The organism is Ferrovibrio sp., assembly GCF_965278975.1.
Classification (GTDB): Bacteria; Pseudomonadota; Alphaproteobacteria; order Ferrovibrionales; family Ferrovibrionaceae; genus Ferrovibrio.
Genome location: NZ_OZ257126.1, coordinates 933,012 through 946,295, shown reverse-complemented (window position 1 = coordinate 946,295; position 13,284 = coordinate 933,012). Strand labels below are relative to the sequence as shown.

13 protein-coding genes are annotated in these 13,284 nt (G+C 64.8%); 10 read left to right on the top strand and 3 right to left on the bottom strand.

The window, feature by feature from the left end; translation table 11 throughout:
- Nucleotides 1–12 precede the first annotated feature (12 nt).
- Genes ACQY7X_RS04565 through ACQY7X_RS04555 form a run of 3 tightly spaced genes read right to left on the bottom strand, consistent with a single transcriptional unit; the run spans nucleotide 13 to nucleotide 3,076 of the window.
- Entirely contained in the window at nucleotides 13–837 is an 825-nt protein-coding gene (locus ACQY7X_RS04565) for a 3-keto-5-aminohexanoate cleavage protein (protein ID WP_428248672.1), read from the bottom strand.
- On the bottom strand, nucleotides 834–2,168 hold the full coding sequence (locus ACQY7X_RS04560; RefSeq protein WP_428248671.1) for an aspartate aminotransferase family protein: 1,335 nt from the start codon (nucleotides 2,166–2,168) through the stop codon (nucleotides 834–836). The genes ACQY7X_RS04565 and ACQY7X_RS04560 overlap by 4 nt, the downstream gene beginning before the upstream one ends.
- Entirely contained in the window at nucleotides 2,165–3,076 is a 912-nt protein-coding gene (locus tag ACQY7X_RS04555) for a MurR/RpiR family transcriptional regulator (protein ID WP_428248670.1), read from the bottom strand. The genes ACQY7X_RS04560 and ACQY7X_RS04555 overlap by 4 nt, the downstream gene beginning before the upstream one ends.
- Nucleotides 3,077–3,222: 146 nt before the next feature.
- On the opposite strand from ACQY7X_RS04555, the gene pxpB reads away from it, so the two are divergent.
- The 10 genes from pxpB (at nucleotide 3,223) to ACQY7X_RS04505 (ending at nucleotide 13,283) form a co-directional block, all read left to right on the top strand.
- Complete coding sequence (pxpB, locus tag ACQY7X_RS04550) at nucleotides 3,223–3,999, top strand: 5-oxoprolinase subunit PxpB (RefSeq protein WP_428248669.1); 777 nt, start codon at nucleotides 3,223–3,225, stop codon at nucleotides 3,997–3,999.
- Entirely contained in the window at nucleotides 3,996–5,033 is a 1,038-nt protein-coding gene (locus ACQY7X_RS04545) for a biotin-dependent carboxyltransferase family protein (protein WP_428248668.1), read from the top strand. Before pxpB ends, ACQY7X_RS04545 begins: the two co-directional genes overlap by 4 nt.
- Nucleotides 5,030–5,797, top strand: coding sequence for a LamB/YcsF family protein (locus ACQY7X_RS04540; protein ID WP_428248667.1), 768 nt, complete (start codon nucleotides 5,030–5,032; stop codon nucleotides 5,795–5,797). The genes ACQY7X_RS04545 and ACQY7X_RS04540 overlap by 4 nt, the downstream gene beginning before the upstream one ends.
- Nucleotides 5,798–5,799: 2 nt before the next feature.
- Nucleotides 5,800–6,453, top strand: coding sequence for a TetR/AcrR family transcriptional regulator (locus ACQY7X_RS04535; RefSeq protein WP_428248666.1), 654 nt, complete (start codon nucleotides 5,800–5,802; stop codon nucleotides 6,451–6,453).
- A 147-nt stretch (nucleotides 6,454–6,600) separates the two neighbouring features.
- Nucleotides 6,601–7,617, top strand: a complete 1,017-nt coding sequence (locus ACQY7X_RS04530) for a Bug family tripartite tricarboxylate transporter substrate binding protein (protein WP_428248665.1) — start codon at nucleotides 6,601–6,603, stop codon at nucleotides 7,615–7,617.
- A 108-nt stretch (nucleotides 7,618–7,725) separates the two neighbouring features.
- Nucleotides 7,726–8,268, top strand: a complete 543-nt coding sequence (locus ACQY7X_RS04525; RefSeq protein WP_428248664.1) for a tripartite tricarboxylate transporter TctB family protein — start codon at nucleotides 7,726–7,728, stop codon at nucleotides 8,266–8,268.
- Between the two features lie 10 nt (nucleotides 8,269–8,278).
- Nucleotides 8,279–9,802 carry a tripartite tricarboxylate transporter permease gene (locus ACQY7X_RS04520; protein ID WP_428248663.1) on the top strand — a complete coding sequence of 508 codons (1,524 nt, stop codon included), beginning with the start codon at nucleotides 8,279–8,281 and terminating at the stop codon, nucleotides 9,800–9,802.
- Between the two features lie 66 nt (nucleotides 9,803–9,868).
- The gene (locus ACQY7X_RS04515; protein WP_428248662.1) at nucleotides 9,869–10,693 is read left to right on the top strand and encodes a sugar phosphate isomerase/epimerase family protein; all 825 of its coding nucleotides are present in this window, start codon (nucleotides 9,869–9,871) and stop codon (nucleotides 10,691–10,693) included.
- A complete protein-coding gene (locus tag ACQY7X_RS04510) occupies nucleotides 10,690–12,132 on the top strand; it encodes an enolase C-terminal domain-like protein (protein ID WP_428248661.1) in 1,443 nt (480 codons plus the stop codon). Before ACQY7X_RS04515 ends, ACQY7X_RS04510 begins: the two co-directional genes overlap by 4 nt.
- Nucleotides 12,129–13,283: a Gfo/Idh/MocA family protein gene (locus ACQY7X_RS04505; protein WP_428248660.1), complete on the top strand. Its 1,155-nt coding sequence runs from the start codon at nucleotides 12,129–12,131 to the stop codon at nucleotides 13,281–13,283. The genes ACQY7X_RS04510 and ACQY7X_RS04505 overlap by 4 nt, the downstream gene beginning before the upstream one ends.
- Nucleotide 13,284 lies beyond the last annotated feature (1 nt).

Sequence of the window (13,284 nt, the reverse complement as noted above, 5' to 3'; positions counted from 1 at the left end):
CCTGCGGTTCCGTCAGCCCAGCGCCCGCATCCAGGCGCGGGCGGCATCGGCATTGGCCGGCTCCCGCCCGGCATAGGGCGCGCCCACGCTGATCTGGCGTACCAGGGCTGCGTTGTCCGGCGCCGATGAGCCATCGGCCAGCAGGGTGTTGTTCTCGAAGCCGACGCGGGCATGGCCGCCCAGGCCCAGTGCCGTGATGGCACAGGCGCCTTCCAGCTTGCCGAAGGCACAGACGGCGAATTCGCCCCAGGCTGGCTGCCATAGCTGCATGAAGGGCAGCAGGTCGGCGGGCTGCGATTGCTGCCCCGCCGTATAGCGGCCAAGCACGAACAGCACGAAATGCTTGTCAGTCGGCACGATGCCGCGCGCCACCAGGTCGCGGAATTTCTGCAAATCCTCTGCCGAATACAGGATGTATTGCAACAGCGTGCCGGCCTTGTGCATATGCGCCAGGAAATCCGCCGCCGCCGCTTCATGCGTGGCATCGGGCACGATCTCGCGAATCCCCAGGCTGCAGGCTTCCGGCATCAGTTCGCGCATTGCCGTGATCTGCTCCGGCGCTGAATAAATCCCGGCGGCTTCGCTGGTGCATTGGATGATGATTTTGTCGCCGAGTGCTGCGCGGATGCCGGCAATCGCCGGGCGGTAAAGCTCCGGCGCGATGGAGTGGCGCCCATTCGGCTCGCGCACATGCAGGTGGATCATGGCCGCGCCCGCTTCCAGGCAGGAAACCGCGCACTCCACCAGTTCCGGCACAGTGAGCGGCACGGCGGCGTGATCGGCTTTCAGCTTGCGCGCGCCGTTCGGGGCAACGGCAATAAGGGCTGGCAAGGTCATGCGGCAACTCCGGTCAGCGCGGCATCCACGGCATCGCCCAGGCGCTCGACAATGGCATCGATCTCGGCAGCGGTGGCGATGAAAGGCGGTGCCAGCAGCACATGGTCGCCATGCAGGCCATCGATGGTGCCGCCCATCGGATAGCACATCAGGCCGCGCGCCATCGCCTCGCGCTTCACCCGCGCGTGCAGCTTCAATGCCGGATCGAAGGTGGATTTGTCGGCGCGGTCGCGCACCAGCTCGATAGCCTGGAACAAGCCGCGGCCACGGATATCGCCGACATGATGGTGATTGCCGAAGCGCGCCTGCAGCCGCGCGGTGAGGTGCTGGCCCATCGCCACCACGTTATCCAGCAGCTTGTCGCGCTTGATCACGCGCTGCACTTCCAGCGCGGCGGCACAGGCCACGGGATGGCCCAGATAAGTGTGCCCATGCTGGAAGAAGCCGCTGCCTTGCTGGATCGCCTGAATGATCTTCTCATGGATCAGCACGGCGCCGATCGGCTGATAGCCGCCGCCCAGGCCCTTGGCGATCACTTCGATATCGGGCGCGATGCCTTCCTGCTCGCTGGCATGCAGCGTGCCGGTGCGGCCCATGCCGCACATCACTTCATCCAGGATCAGCAGCACATCGTATTTGTCGCAGATTTCGCGGATGCGCTTGAAATAGCCCGGCGCGGCCGTCACCGCGCCCAGCGTGGCGCCCACCACCGGCTCGGCGATGAAGCCGATCACATTCTCCGCGCCGAGTTCCAGGATCTTGGCTTCCAGCTCGTTGGCGGCGCGCAGGCCATAGGCTTCCAGGCTCTCGCCCTCATGGCGCTCGCGGTATTCGAAGCACGGCGCGATGTGATGTGCCTCGATCAAGAGTGGCGCGAATTGCTGCCGCCGCCAGGCATTGCCGCCGACCGCCAGCGCGCCGAGCGTGTTGCCGTGATAGCTCTGGCGCCGGGCGATGAAGTGGCGCTTGTTCGGCTGGCCCTTCTCGACCCAGTATTGCCGCGCCAGTTTCAGCGCCGTCTCGATGCCTTCCGAGCCGCCGGAGATGTAATAGACATGGCTCATGCCGGCCGGGGCATCCTCGATCAGCATGTCGGCGAGCGTTTCGGCCACCTCGGTGGTGAAAAAGCCGGTATGGGCGAAAGCCAGTTTGCCGGCCTGTTCCTGCAAGGCGCGGGTCACGTCCTTATGGCCATGCCCGAGGCAGCTCACGGCAGCGCCGCCGGAGGCGTCGATATAGCGCTTGCCGTCCTTGTCGGTGAGATAGACGCCTTCGCCGGAAACGGCGACGGGCAGGGGGAATTGCATCTGGCGATGCAGGATGCGGCTCATGGTTTCCTCGTCTTACGCGCAGCCCAGTAGGTGTCGAACGCGCCGAGCTGGGCCTCGGCGTTGCGGATGGCGGTAACTGCCTTGTCGCCGGCACGGGCGGCCAACAAAGCCAGCAGTGTTTCGCAGGCGGCGAAGGCCGGTGTCACGCCGTGGAAGAAGGAAGGGCCATCGGTTGGTACCAGCAGGGTGGCGGCGGCGTTACGCGCCAGCGGCGAGAGCGGGCTGTCGGTGATGGCGATGAGCTTCACCCGGCGGGCAGTAGCGAAATCCGCCTGTTCCACGGCGCCGCGCGTATAGGGCGCCAGGCTGATCGCCAGCAGCACATCCTGCTGCCCGGCATGGCGCAGGGGATCACGGCCGGTATCGCCGGGGCCATCCAGCAATTGGCCGTTATCCCGCAGCAGGCCGTAAACATAGGCGAAATGGTAGGCGACAGCGAAGCAGGAGCGCAGGCCGAGCACATAGACCCGCCGGGCGCTTTCGATGGCTTCGGCCGCATCGAGCAGGGCCTGAGTGCCGTTGCGTTCGGTGAGGCCACCCACCTGCTGCGAAAGATGCCGCTCCATCTGTTCCGCCAGAGGTGCGCCGCCGCCCTGGCGGGCGCGCTTCTGCAGCCCCGGCACGCGCTCGGAAAATGGTGCTGTCTTGCCGCCGGGGCGCAAAGCCTGGGCATGCACCTGGCGGAAGGCCTGGTAATCGGCAAAGCCCAACTGGCGCGCCAGGCGCAGCATGGTCACCGGCGGCACACCGGCGCGGCGGGCCTGTTCGCGCATGGAGAGCAGGGCGACATCCTGGGGATGGTCGAGCACGAAGCGCGCCGCGGCCTGCGCCTGGGGCGTGAGGCTGTCGAACTGGTCGACGATCTGCGGGCCGAGCGGGGCATGCTCCATGGCCGCGCAGCAGACCATGGTTTTTCCGATTCTGCAACATATGTTTCATTATGCCTGTGGATGAAACATATGCTCCGAAACGATGATGATTTATCGATAAAGTGTAATTATTCTTGCGCCGGGCGGGGGCATGAGTAGAATTCGGCAGCCAGCAGGAGCAGCGCGTGAAGCAAGCGGATACCGGTGCCGTCGACCTCCAGACGCCAGTCGTTTTTCAGACCCCTGTGGTCTTTCAAACGATGGGTGATACGGCTTTCAGCGTCGAATTCGCCACCAAGGTGGACCGCGCCGCCAATGCCCGCGTCATGGCCTTGCACCGCGCCGTGGCCCAGGCTGCTCTGCCCGGGGTGATCGAGGCGATCCCGTCCTTTGGCGCCCTGGTGATCCAGTATGATCCGCTCAACGCCAGCCGCGCCGAGTTGCAGGCCGCCGTCGAGGCGATGCTGCCTGCACTCAAGCCGGAAGCGGCTGCCGGCCGGCTGTGGTCGATCCCCTGCTGCTATGAAGCCGAGTTCGCGCCTGACCTGGCCGAAGTCGCCGAGCGCCGAGGCCTTACGCCCGCCGATGTGATCCAGGGCCATGCCGGGGGGCGCTATTTCATCTACATGCTCGGCTTCATGCCGGGGCTGGCCTATATGGGCGGTCTGGCGGAAGGCTTGCAGCTGCCGCGCCGCTCGGCGCCGCGCCTGAAAGTGCCGCAAGGCTCGGTGGCCATCGCCGAAGCCATGACCACGATCTACCCCTGGGAAAGTCCGGGTGGCTGGCATCTGATCGGCCGCACGCCGGTAAGGCTGTTTGAGCAGCACAGGCCGGAGCCGATATTGCTGGCTGCCGGCGATGAAGTGACTTTCCGTCCGGTGTCGCGGGCCGAGTTCGACAGGATTGCAGCGGAAGTGGCGGCCGGTCGCTTCGATCATGGCACGCTGCGGGTGGCGTCATGATCCGCGTCAAGGCGCCGGGCCTGTTCACCACCTTGCAGGATCTTGGCCGCTATGGCGCCCAGTCGCAGGGCATGCCTGTGGCCGGCGCGATGGATACGCTCGGTCTGCGCATCGCCAACGCGCTTTGCGGCAATGCGGCTGGCGTGGCGGCGCTGGAACTCAGCTATATGGGGCCGACATTGGTCGTCGAGGCCGATGCGGTGCAGTTCGGCCTCGCTGGCAACATGAGCGTGGAATTGCTGCCCGCCGATGGCGGCAATGCGAAAAAGCTCACCTCCTGGCGCAGTGTCACGCTCAAGCGCGGCGAAGCCTTGCGCATCGGTGTGCTGGGCGAAGCCTATACCTATGTTGCCGTGGCTGGTGGTTTCGATTTGCCGCCCTTGCTGGGCAGCCTTTCCACCTATACCCGCGCCGGCCTCGGTGGCTTCGAGGGCAGGCAATTGCGCGAGAATGACCTGCTGCCGCTGAAAGCCGCCGGGCTTGGCCCGGACCAGGAACTCAGCAGCGAAGCGGCTTCGCTCTATGGCGAAGGACCGGTGCGCGTCACCCTGGGCCCGCAGGCGGATCGCTTCACGGCAGCGGGTACGGCAGCGTTTCTTGCTGGCGAATATACGGTGAGCAAGGAAGCCGACCGCATGGGTCTGCGGCTTGAAGGCCCGGTGATCGAGCATCTGCGCGGCGCCGATATCGCCTCGGAAGGCATTGTCACCGGCGCCATCCAGGTGCCGGGCAACGGCCAGCCGATCCTGCTGCTGGCGGATCATCAGACCACCGGCGGCTATACCAAGATCGCCACCATCATCTCGGCCGATCTGCCCCGCGTCGGCCGGCTCAAGCCTGGCGCGAAATTGCGCTTCCAGGCGGTCAGCGTGGCGGAAGCCGAGAATCTGCGCCGTGCCCAGGAGGCGGCATTGAAAAGCCTGCTTGGCGGCATGCGCACGGCGCGGCCCGAGGGCGGGCTGGATCTCGATGCGCTCTACACGGCCAATCTGATCAGCGGTATGGTGGATGCCGCAACAGGAGCAGACGCATGAAAGTGAACCTCAACAGCGATCTCGGCGAAAGCTATGGCGCCTGGACCATGGGCGATGATCCGGCGATGCTCGGCGTGGTCGGCTCGGCCAATGTCGCCTGCGGCTTTCATGGCGGCGACTGGCTGGTGATGCGCAACACCGTGCTGGAGGCGAAGAAGAACAACGTCTCGATCGGCGCGCATCCGAGCTATCCCGATATCCAGGGCTTTGGCCGCCGCGCCATGAATATCACCGGCGTGGAAGCTGAGGCGCTGATGGCCTACCAGATCGGCGCCCTGCAGGGCATCGCGGCTTTGGCCGGCCATAAGGTGACGCATGTGAAGCCGCATGGCGCGATCAACAACAAGGCCTGCGTTGATCGCGCCCTGGCCGATGCCCTGGCGCGCGGCTCGGCGGGCGCGGGCCGCGACCTGATCTTCCTGGCGCCGGCGGGTTCCGCGCTGGTGGCGGCGGGCAAGGCGGCAGGCATCCCGGTGGCCGAGGAAGTGTTTGCTGATCGCAATTACGATGACGACGGCAACCTGGTGCCGCGCGGCCAGGCCAATGCCATGGTGCATGATCCTGAGGAAGCCTTGCAGAATGTGCTGCGCATGGTGCGCGAGCAGGTGATCGTTTCGGTCACCGGCAAGCGCATCCCGGCGCGTGTCGACAGCATCTGCGTGCATGGCGACAGCGATGGCGCCGTGGCGATGGCGCGACATATCCGCGCCGGCCTGGAAGCATCCCAGGTGCGGCTGGTGACACTGCCCGAGATGCTGGCCTGACCATGGCCGCGCGCAAGAAGGCGGCGGCTACCACGCCGAAACGTCCGCGCCAGCCGGATGTAACGCGGCGCAATATCCTGGATGCGGCCTTGGTCGAATTCGCCGCCCATGGTCTGGCCGGCGCCCGTGTCGATGAGATCGCGGCCCGCTCGGGTTCCAACAAGCGCATGATCTATGAGTATTTCGGCAACAAGGAGGGCCTCTGGCTCACCGTGCTGGAAGGCGCCTATGCCCGCATGCGCGAGGAGGAGCACACCATCGACGTGGCGCGCATGAAGCCGGTGGATGGCATGCGCTACCTGATGGAGTTCAATTTCCGCTTCTGCGCCCGCAATCCTGAATTCATCGCCCTGTTGAGCGCGGAAAACCTGAATAAATCCAGCTACCTGCGCGGCTCGGAAAAGATCCAGCAGCTCTATTCGCCGCTTCTGGCGGTGATCCGCGACCTGCTCGACCGTGGCCAGCGCGACGGCGTGTTCCGCAAGGGCGTCGATCCGGTGCATGTCTATCTCACCATCGCCTCGCTCGGCACCTGCTACTTTTCCAATATCCACACGCTTTCCACCATTTTCGACCGCGATCTTGGCTCAGCCGCCGAAATCAAGACCCGCACCGAGCATTGCGTCAACGTGCTGCTCGGCTATCTGCGGGCGTGAGCCGCGATCCGTTGACGCGGTGCGGTGGCGCCACAAATTCGTAACCGGTCAGTTACTTAGCCGTTGACAACCGCTCTGCGGAACGGAATGCTGTGCGCCACAACGAACGAGGTCCCGTCCGGGGCCCGATAAACGGAGGAGCGCACGATGACCACTCTTACTTTGAGGGCCGCTTTGGCTGGCCTGGTGCTTGGCACCACGGCCCTGATCGCCGTTTCGGCGCAGGCGCAGGATTGGAAGCCGACCAAGCCGATCACCGTGATCGTGCCCTGGGCCGCCGGCGGCTCCACTGACCAGGTGATCCGCGTCACCGCCTCCGAACTCGAAGCCGCCCTGGGCCAGAAAGTGGTGGTGGTGAACCAGCCGGGTGCCTCAGGCTCGATCGGTTCCAAGACCGCCTGGGAAGCGCCGAAGGATGGCTATACCTGGACCTCGGGCGCGGCCAAGGATATCGGCACCTATGCCGTTTCCGGCCTGCTCGACACCAAGATGGACGACTGGAGCTTCTACCTGACGGTGGCGAATCAGTCGGTGGTCTCGGTCAACGCCAATTCGCCCTACAAGACCCTCGCCGACCTGCTGGCGGCGATGAAGGCGAAGCCGAATTCGATCACCATTGCTACGGCGGGTGTGAATTCCTCGGGCCATTTCGGCTCGGAAGCTCTCGCCCGTGGTGCCGGCGTCACCTACAAGCATGTGTCCTATGATGGCGGCAATCCGGCGGTGATCTCCACCGTTTCCGGTGAAACCGAAGTCACCACCCAGCTCGGCGTCGAGCAGGTGGAAATGATCCGCGCCAAGCGCCTGCGCCCGTTGGCCGTGCTGGCCTCCAAGCCGCTGGAAGTCGATGGCATCCCGGCGATCGAGCCGGTGACCAAGACGCTGCCGAATTTCCGTACCGAGACCAACTATTTCGGCATTTTCGTGCCGAAGGGCGTGCCGGCTGAAGTCACCGCCACGCTGGACAAGGTGTGGAAGGAAAAGATCGCCAATTCGGCGGCGCTGAAGAAGTATTCCACCGACAAGGGCGCGCTGTTCGATCCGTCCTATGGCGATGCGGCGAAGAAGGCGGCCTTCCCGGCGATCCAGGGCGCTGCCTGGATCCTGCAGGAAGGCGGCAAGGCCAAGGTCTCGCCCGATACGCTGGGCATCCCGAAGCCGTAAGCGATCACGCGTAACGGGCCGTCCGGCTTTCAGTCGAAGCCGGGCGGCCCATTGTTTTACAGCCTACGGGGGGGGTTAAAGCCTGCGGGGCTTTCAGGAGGGCAAACCATGGCTGATGCCGCGCCGACACCGCAGGAAGAGACTGCCGCCGAGCAGCTCACGCCGCGCGCCGATTTCTGGTCCGGTCTGCTCTGGATCGCGTTTGGCCTCGCCATCGCGGTGATCTCCTGGAACATGGATCGCCTAGAGCGTTTCCAGGCCAGTATTTACACCGCACCCGGCCTGGTGCCTGGCCTGCTCGGCCTCTGCATCGCCTTGATGGGTGGCCTGCTGGTGCTGCGCGCCGCCAAGGCGGGTGGCTTGAAGCCGGTGCAGCAGCGTCAGCCACTGGTGCTGGCCGAACATTGGCGCCTGATCTTCTCGCTGCTCTGGTCCCTGGTCTATGCCCTGGTGATCGTTGCCAGTGCTTTGCCTTTCTGGCTCGTCACCGCCGTCTATGTCGCGGTTTTCGTGGTGGCGTTCCAGTACGCGGAGCGCCAGGCCAAGGGCCAGCTGCCGCGCGGCATCATGGTCGCCATCGTGCACGGGCTGATCTCCGGTGCCCTGATCCAGTATGTGTTCGAGGAATTGTTCCTCGTGCGTCTGCCGTGAGGAAGTGAGCATGTTCGACGGTCTCATCGGCTTCGCCACCGCTATCGGCCATTTCACCAGCCCGCAGACGATTCTCTACGCGCTTGGCGCTTCGTTGGTCGGCCTGATCATCGGTGCACTGCCCGGCCTCACCGCCACCATGGGCGTGGCATTGATGACCACGCTGACGCTCAAGCTGCCGCCCGATGAGGCTTTGCTGATCCTGATCTGCACTTACGTTGGCGCCATCTATGGCGGTAGCCGCAGCGCCATCCTGCTCAACATTCCCGGCACGCCGGCCTCCGCCGCTTCCTGCCTCGATGGCTATGCACTGGCCAAGCAGGGCCTGGCCGGCCGTGCCATGGGCATCGCCACCTCGGGTTCGATCCTCGGCACCTGGATCGGCATGTTCTTCCTGGCCCTGTTCACGCCGATCCTGGGCGAGATGGCGCTGAAATTCGGCGCCTATGAATTCTTCTGGCTGGCGGTGTTCGGCGTGGTGATCTCGGGCAACCTCACCGGCACCGATCCGCTGAAAGGCTGGATCGCCGGCTTCATCGGCCTGTTCATTGCCGCCATCGGCCAGGAAGGCATGTATGCCTATGACCGCTTCACCTTCGGCGTGCACGATCTTTCCGGCGGCATCTCGCTGATCCCGGCCCTGGTTGGCGTGTTCGGCTTCGCTGAAGTGCTCAGCGTGATGAAGGACAAGCCGCAGAAATTCATCATCAATGCTTATGATACGGTGATCCCGCGCATCCGCGATGTGCTGCAATACTGGCGCACCGTGATCCGGTCCGGCCTGATCGGCACCTTCATCGGCATTGTGCCGGGCGTCGGCGAAGACGTTGCCGCCTGGTCGTCCTATGCCGCCGCGCGCCGCGCCAGCAAGGAAAAGGAAAAGTTCGGCAAGGGCTCGGTGGAAGGCCTGATGGCTGCTGAAACCGGCGACAATGCCTGCGTGCCGGGCGCGGTGATTCCGGTGCTCACGCTCGCGGTGCCCGGTTCGGCGCCGGCCGCCGTGCTGCTCGCCGCCATGCTGATCCATGGCGTGCGCCCCGGGCCGCTGATCATGGTGGAGAATCCGCAATTCGTTTACGACGTGGTGGCGATGATGCTGTTCGCCTCCATCGGCATCCTGATCTATGGCCTGGTGCTGACCAAGCTGCTGGTCAAGGTGCTGCTGGTGCCGCGCCCGCTGATCATGCCGGTGATCTTCGTGCTCTGCGCCGTCGGCTCCTATGCCATCGCCTCGCGTCCGTTCGATATCCTGGTGATGCTGTGCTTCGGCGTCCTCGGCCTCATCCTGCGCGGCCTGAATTATCCGATGGCGCCGCTGGTGCTCGGCATTGTGCTGGGCGACTTGCTCGACAAGAGCCTGCGCCGCGGCCTCAACCTGTCGGATGGCGACCTGACGCCCTTCTTCAGCCGTCCGATCTCGCTGGTGATGTTCCTGCTGGTGCTGCTCACCGTGCTGATGAATATTCCGCCGGCGCGCCGCGCCATGGGCAAGGGCTTCGGCCTGCTGCTTAAACCCTTCGGCCGCAGCGCCTGAATGTTTGCCGGGTTGACGCCCAAGGCGGCTTGCGGCTATAAGTAACCAGATAGTTACTTGAGGCTGATGATGCGATTGAGCCTGTGCAACGAAGTGCTGGCGCCGCTGCCCCTGGCGGAGCAATGCCGCATGGCTGCCGAGCTTGGCTATGCCGGGCTGGAAATCGCGCCATTCACGCTGGGCGATGATCCGCTGGCGCTTTCCGGCACCGAGCGCCGCAATGTGCGCCGCATCGTCGAGGCTTCCGGTCTGGTGGTGACCGGGCTGCATTGGCTGCTGGTGGCGCCCAAGGGCCTGTCGCTTACCGATCCGAGCGAAACCGTGCGGCGGCGCACGCAATCGGCGATGCAGCAGCTTTGCGGCCTCTGCGCCGAGCTTGGCGGCCGCTATCTGGTGCATGGCTCGCCGGCGCAGCGCAAGCTGCCCGAGGACAAGCCGGCCACCGCGCGCGCCTGGGCGATGGAAGCCTTCGCCGCCGCCGCCGATGCGGCCAAGCGCAATGGCGTGGTCTATTGCCTGGAGCCGCTGTCGCGGCATGAAACCAACTTCGTCAACACCGTGGCGGAAGCCGTGGAGATCGTGCGCGAGATCGGCAATCCGAATTTCCGCACCATGGTGGATTGCAGTGCGGCGGGCCTCACCGAAGCGGTGAGCGTGCCGAGCCTGCTGCAGAAATGGCTGCCCACCGGCATGATCGCCCATGTGCAGGTGAATGATCCGAACCGCAAGGCGCCGGGCCAGGGCGAGATGGATTTCGCGCCGATCCTCAAGGCCCTGAAAGCCGGTGGCTATGAGGGCGATATCGCCGTCGAGCCGTTCATCTACCAGCCTGATGGCCCGGGTTCGGCCAAATTCGCCATCGATTATCTGCGCCGGATGATGCCGCAATGAGTGCGCCGAGCTTCCACCTGCGCGATATCCAGCTCTATGAGCGGCCAGTTACCTTGCGCCTGCCGTTCCGCTTCGGTGTTGTCACGTTGCGTGCCGCACCGCAGGCTTTCCTGCGGCTGCGCATCGAGATGCCGGATGGCAGGTCCGCCGAAGGGCAGGCCGCCGAACTGATGGTGCCGAAATGGTTCGACAAGAATCCGGCCTTGAGCAACGAGCAGAATTTCGCCCAGCTTCGCCTGTCCTTGCGCCATGCCGCCGAGGCTTATGCCGATAATGCGCAGCGCAGCGCCTTCGGCCATTCCGCCGCGCATCATCGCGCCCTGGTCGATCTTGGCAGCCGCCATGGCCTCAATCCGCTGGTGGCGAGCTACGGCCCGGCTTTGCTCGACCGCGCGGTGATCGATGCACTCTGCCGCCTGACGCAACAGCCTTTCGCCCAGGCCCTGCGCGGCAACCTGTTCGGCATCGAGGCCGCCACGCTGACGCCTGATCTCGCCGGCTTCGATATCGCGGCCTATCTTGCTGAAGTGTCGCCGGCCCGGCGCATTGCCGCGCGCCACACTGTCGGCATGCTCGATCCGCTCACTGAATCCGGCCTGCCGGCGGCCGAGCGGCTGAATGACGGCCTGCCGGAAACGCTGCAAGGCGCTATTGCCCGCTATGGCCTGCGCTGGTTCAAGCTGAAAGTCGGCGGCGATATTGCCGCCGATCTCGCCCGCCTCAAGGCCATCGCCGCCGTGCTGGATGCGGCGCCCGAACCCTACCGCGCCAGCCTGGATGGCAATGAGCAGTATGACGACGCCGATGGCATCGCCGCGCTCTGGCGTGCCATGCGGGCGGAACCCGATCTGCGCCGGCTCTGCGCCTCGATCCAGTATATCGAGCAGCCGATCAAGCGCGCCGCCGCGCTGGACAAGCCGGTGGCTTCGCTGGCAGGCGAAATCCCGCTGATCGTCGATGAATCGGATGCCGATTACGATGTGTTTCCGCGCGCCCGTGCCTTGGGCTATGGCGGCATCTCGTCCAAGACCTGCAAGGGCGTCTACCGCGCGATTCTCAACGCGGCTCGCGCTCTGCATTGGGGCGAGGGCTGCTTCATCACCGGCGAGGACCTGACCTGCCAGGCCGGCCTTGCCTTGCAGCAGGATCTGGCACTGGTCGCCGCCCTCGGCCTCTACCATGTCGAGCGCAACGGGCATCACTATGTCGATGGCTTCGGCACAGCACCCGCATCCGAGCAGGCCGCTTTCGCCACCGCCCATCCCGATCTATACGACGCTTCCTCCGGCAAGCCGCGCCTGCGCATCGCCCAGGGCGATATCGCGCTCGGCAGTCTGCTGGATGCGCCGAATTTCGCCAGCAACGCAGCGCCCGACTGGGCCAGCCTGGCCGCCATGAATTTTACCGCCTCACCAGTCCTTGAAGGGAACAACGCATGAGCAAGGAAGTCCGCCTCGGCATCATCATGAACGGCGTCACCGGCCGCATGGGCATGAACCAGCATTTGATCCGGTCGATTGTCGCGATCCGCCAGGATGGCGGCGTGGTGCTGAAGGATGGCCGCCGCGTGATGCCCGATCCGATCCTGGTCGGCCGCAACAAGGACAAGGTCGGCCGTCTGGCCAAGACCTATGGCATCGAACGCTTCACCGATGATCTCGATGCCGCACTGAAGAACAAGGACGACACGCTGTTCTTCGATGCCGCCACCACCCAGGCTCGTGCCGGCCTGCTCAAGAAAGCCATGGCGGCGGGCAAGGATGTGTATTGCGAGAAGCCGACCGCCGAGACACTGGCGGTGGCGCTGGATCTGGTGAAAGCGGCGAAGAAGGCCGGCGTGAAGCATGGCGTGGTGCAGGACAAGCTGTTCCTGCCCGGCCTGCAGAAGATCAAGATGCTGATCGACAGCGGCTTCTTCGGCGATATCCTCTCGGTGCGTGGCGAGTTCGGCTATTGGGTGTTCGAGGGTGACTGGCAGCCGGCGCAGCGCCCGAGCTGGAATTACCGCTACAAGGATGGCGGCGGCATCATCCTGGATATGCTGTGCCACTGGCGCTATGTGCTGGACAACCTGTTCGGCGAAGTCGAGAGCGTGTCCTGCCTTGGCGCCACCCATATCAAGAAGCGCTGGGATGAGAACGGCAAGGCCTACAAGGCCGATGCTGACGATGCCGCCTATGCCACCTTCCAGCTCAAGGGTGGCGTGATCGCGCAGATCAATTCCTCCTGGGTGACGCGCGTGCGCCGCGATGATCTGGTCACCTTCCATGTCGATGGCACGCTCGGTTCGGCGGTGGCAGGCCTCACCAAGTGCCGCACCCAGTCGCGCGTCAACACGCCGAAGCCGGTATGGAATCCCGATGTGCCGCAGACCATCGATTTCTTCGGCGGCTGGCAGGAAGTGCCGGACAACCAGGCGAATGTGAACGGCTTCCGCGCCCAGTGGGAAATGTTCATCCGCCACCTGATGGAAGATGCGCCGTTCAAGTGGACCCTGCTGGAAGGCGCCAAGGGCGTGCAGCTCGCCGAAGCCGGCCTGAAAAGCTGGAAGGAGCGCCGCTGGGTCGATCTGCCGGAATTGAAGGTCTGAG

Excerpts from the sequence above, each read along its gene's own strand:
- ACQY7X_RS04565 (WP_428248672.1), bottom strand. The coding sequence starts at position 837 with ATGACCTTGCCAGCCCTTATTGCCGTTGCCCCGAACGGCGCGCGCAAG.
- ACQY7X_RS04560 (WP_428248671.1), bottom strand. The coding sequence starts at position 2,168 with ATGAGCCGCATCCTGCATCGCCAGATGCAATTCCCCCTGCCCGTCGCC.
- ACQY7X_RS04555 (WP_428248670.1), bottom strand. The coding sequence starts at position 3,076 with ATGGTCTGCTGCGCGGCCATGGAGCATGCCCCGCTCGGCCCGCAGATC.
- ACQY7X_RS04545 (WP_428248668.1), top strand. The coding sequence starts at position 3,996 with ATGATCCGCGTCAAGGCGCCGGGCCTGTTCACCACCTTGCAGGATCTT.
- ACQY7X_RS04540 (WP_428248667.1), top strand. The coding sequence starts at position 5,030 with ATGAAAGTGAACCTCAACAGCGATCTCGGCGAAAGCTATGGCGCCTGG.
- ACQY7X_RS04535 (WP_428248666.1), top strand. The coding sequence starts at position 5,800 with ATGGCCGCGCGCAAGAAGGCGGCGGCTACCACGCCGAAACGTCCGCGC.
- ACQY7X_RS04530 (WP_428248665.1), top strand. The coding sequence starts at position 6,601 with ATGACCACTCTTACTTTGAGGGCCGCTTTGGCTGGCCTGGTGCTTGGC.
- ACQY7X_RS04525 (WP_428248664.1), top strand. The coding sequence starts at position 7,726 with ATGGCTGATGCCGCGCCGACACCGCAGGAAGAGACTGCCGCCGAGCAG.
- ACQY7X_RS04520 (WP_428248663.1), top strand. The coding sequence starts at position 8,279 with ATGTTCGACGGTCTCATCGGCTTCGCCACCGCTATCGGCCATTTCACC.
- ACQY7X_RS04515 (WP_428248662.1), top strand. The coding sequence starts at position 9,869 with ATGATGCGATTGAGCCTGTGCAACGAAGTGCTGGCGCCGCTGCCCCTG.
- ACQY7X_RS04510 (WP_428248661.1), top strand. The coding sequence starts at position 10,690 with ATGAGTGCGCCGAGCTTCCACCTGCGCGATATCCAGCTCTATGAGCGG.
- ACQY7X_RS04505 (WP_428248660.1), top strand. The coding sequence starts at position 12,129 with ATGAGCAAGGAAGTCCGCCTCGGCATCATCATGAACGGCGTCACCGGC.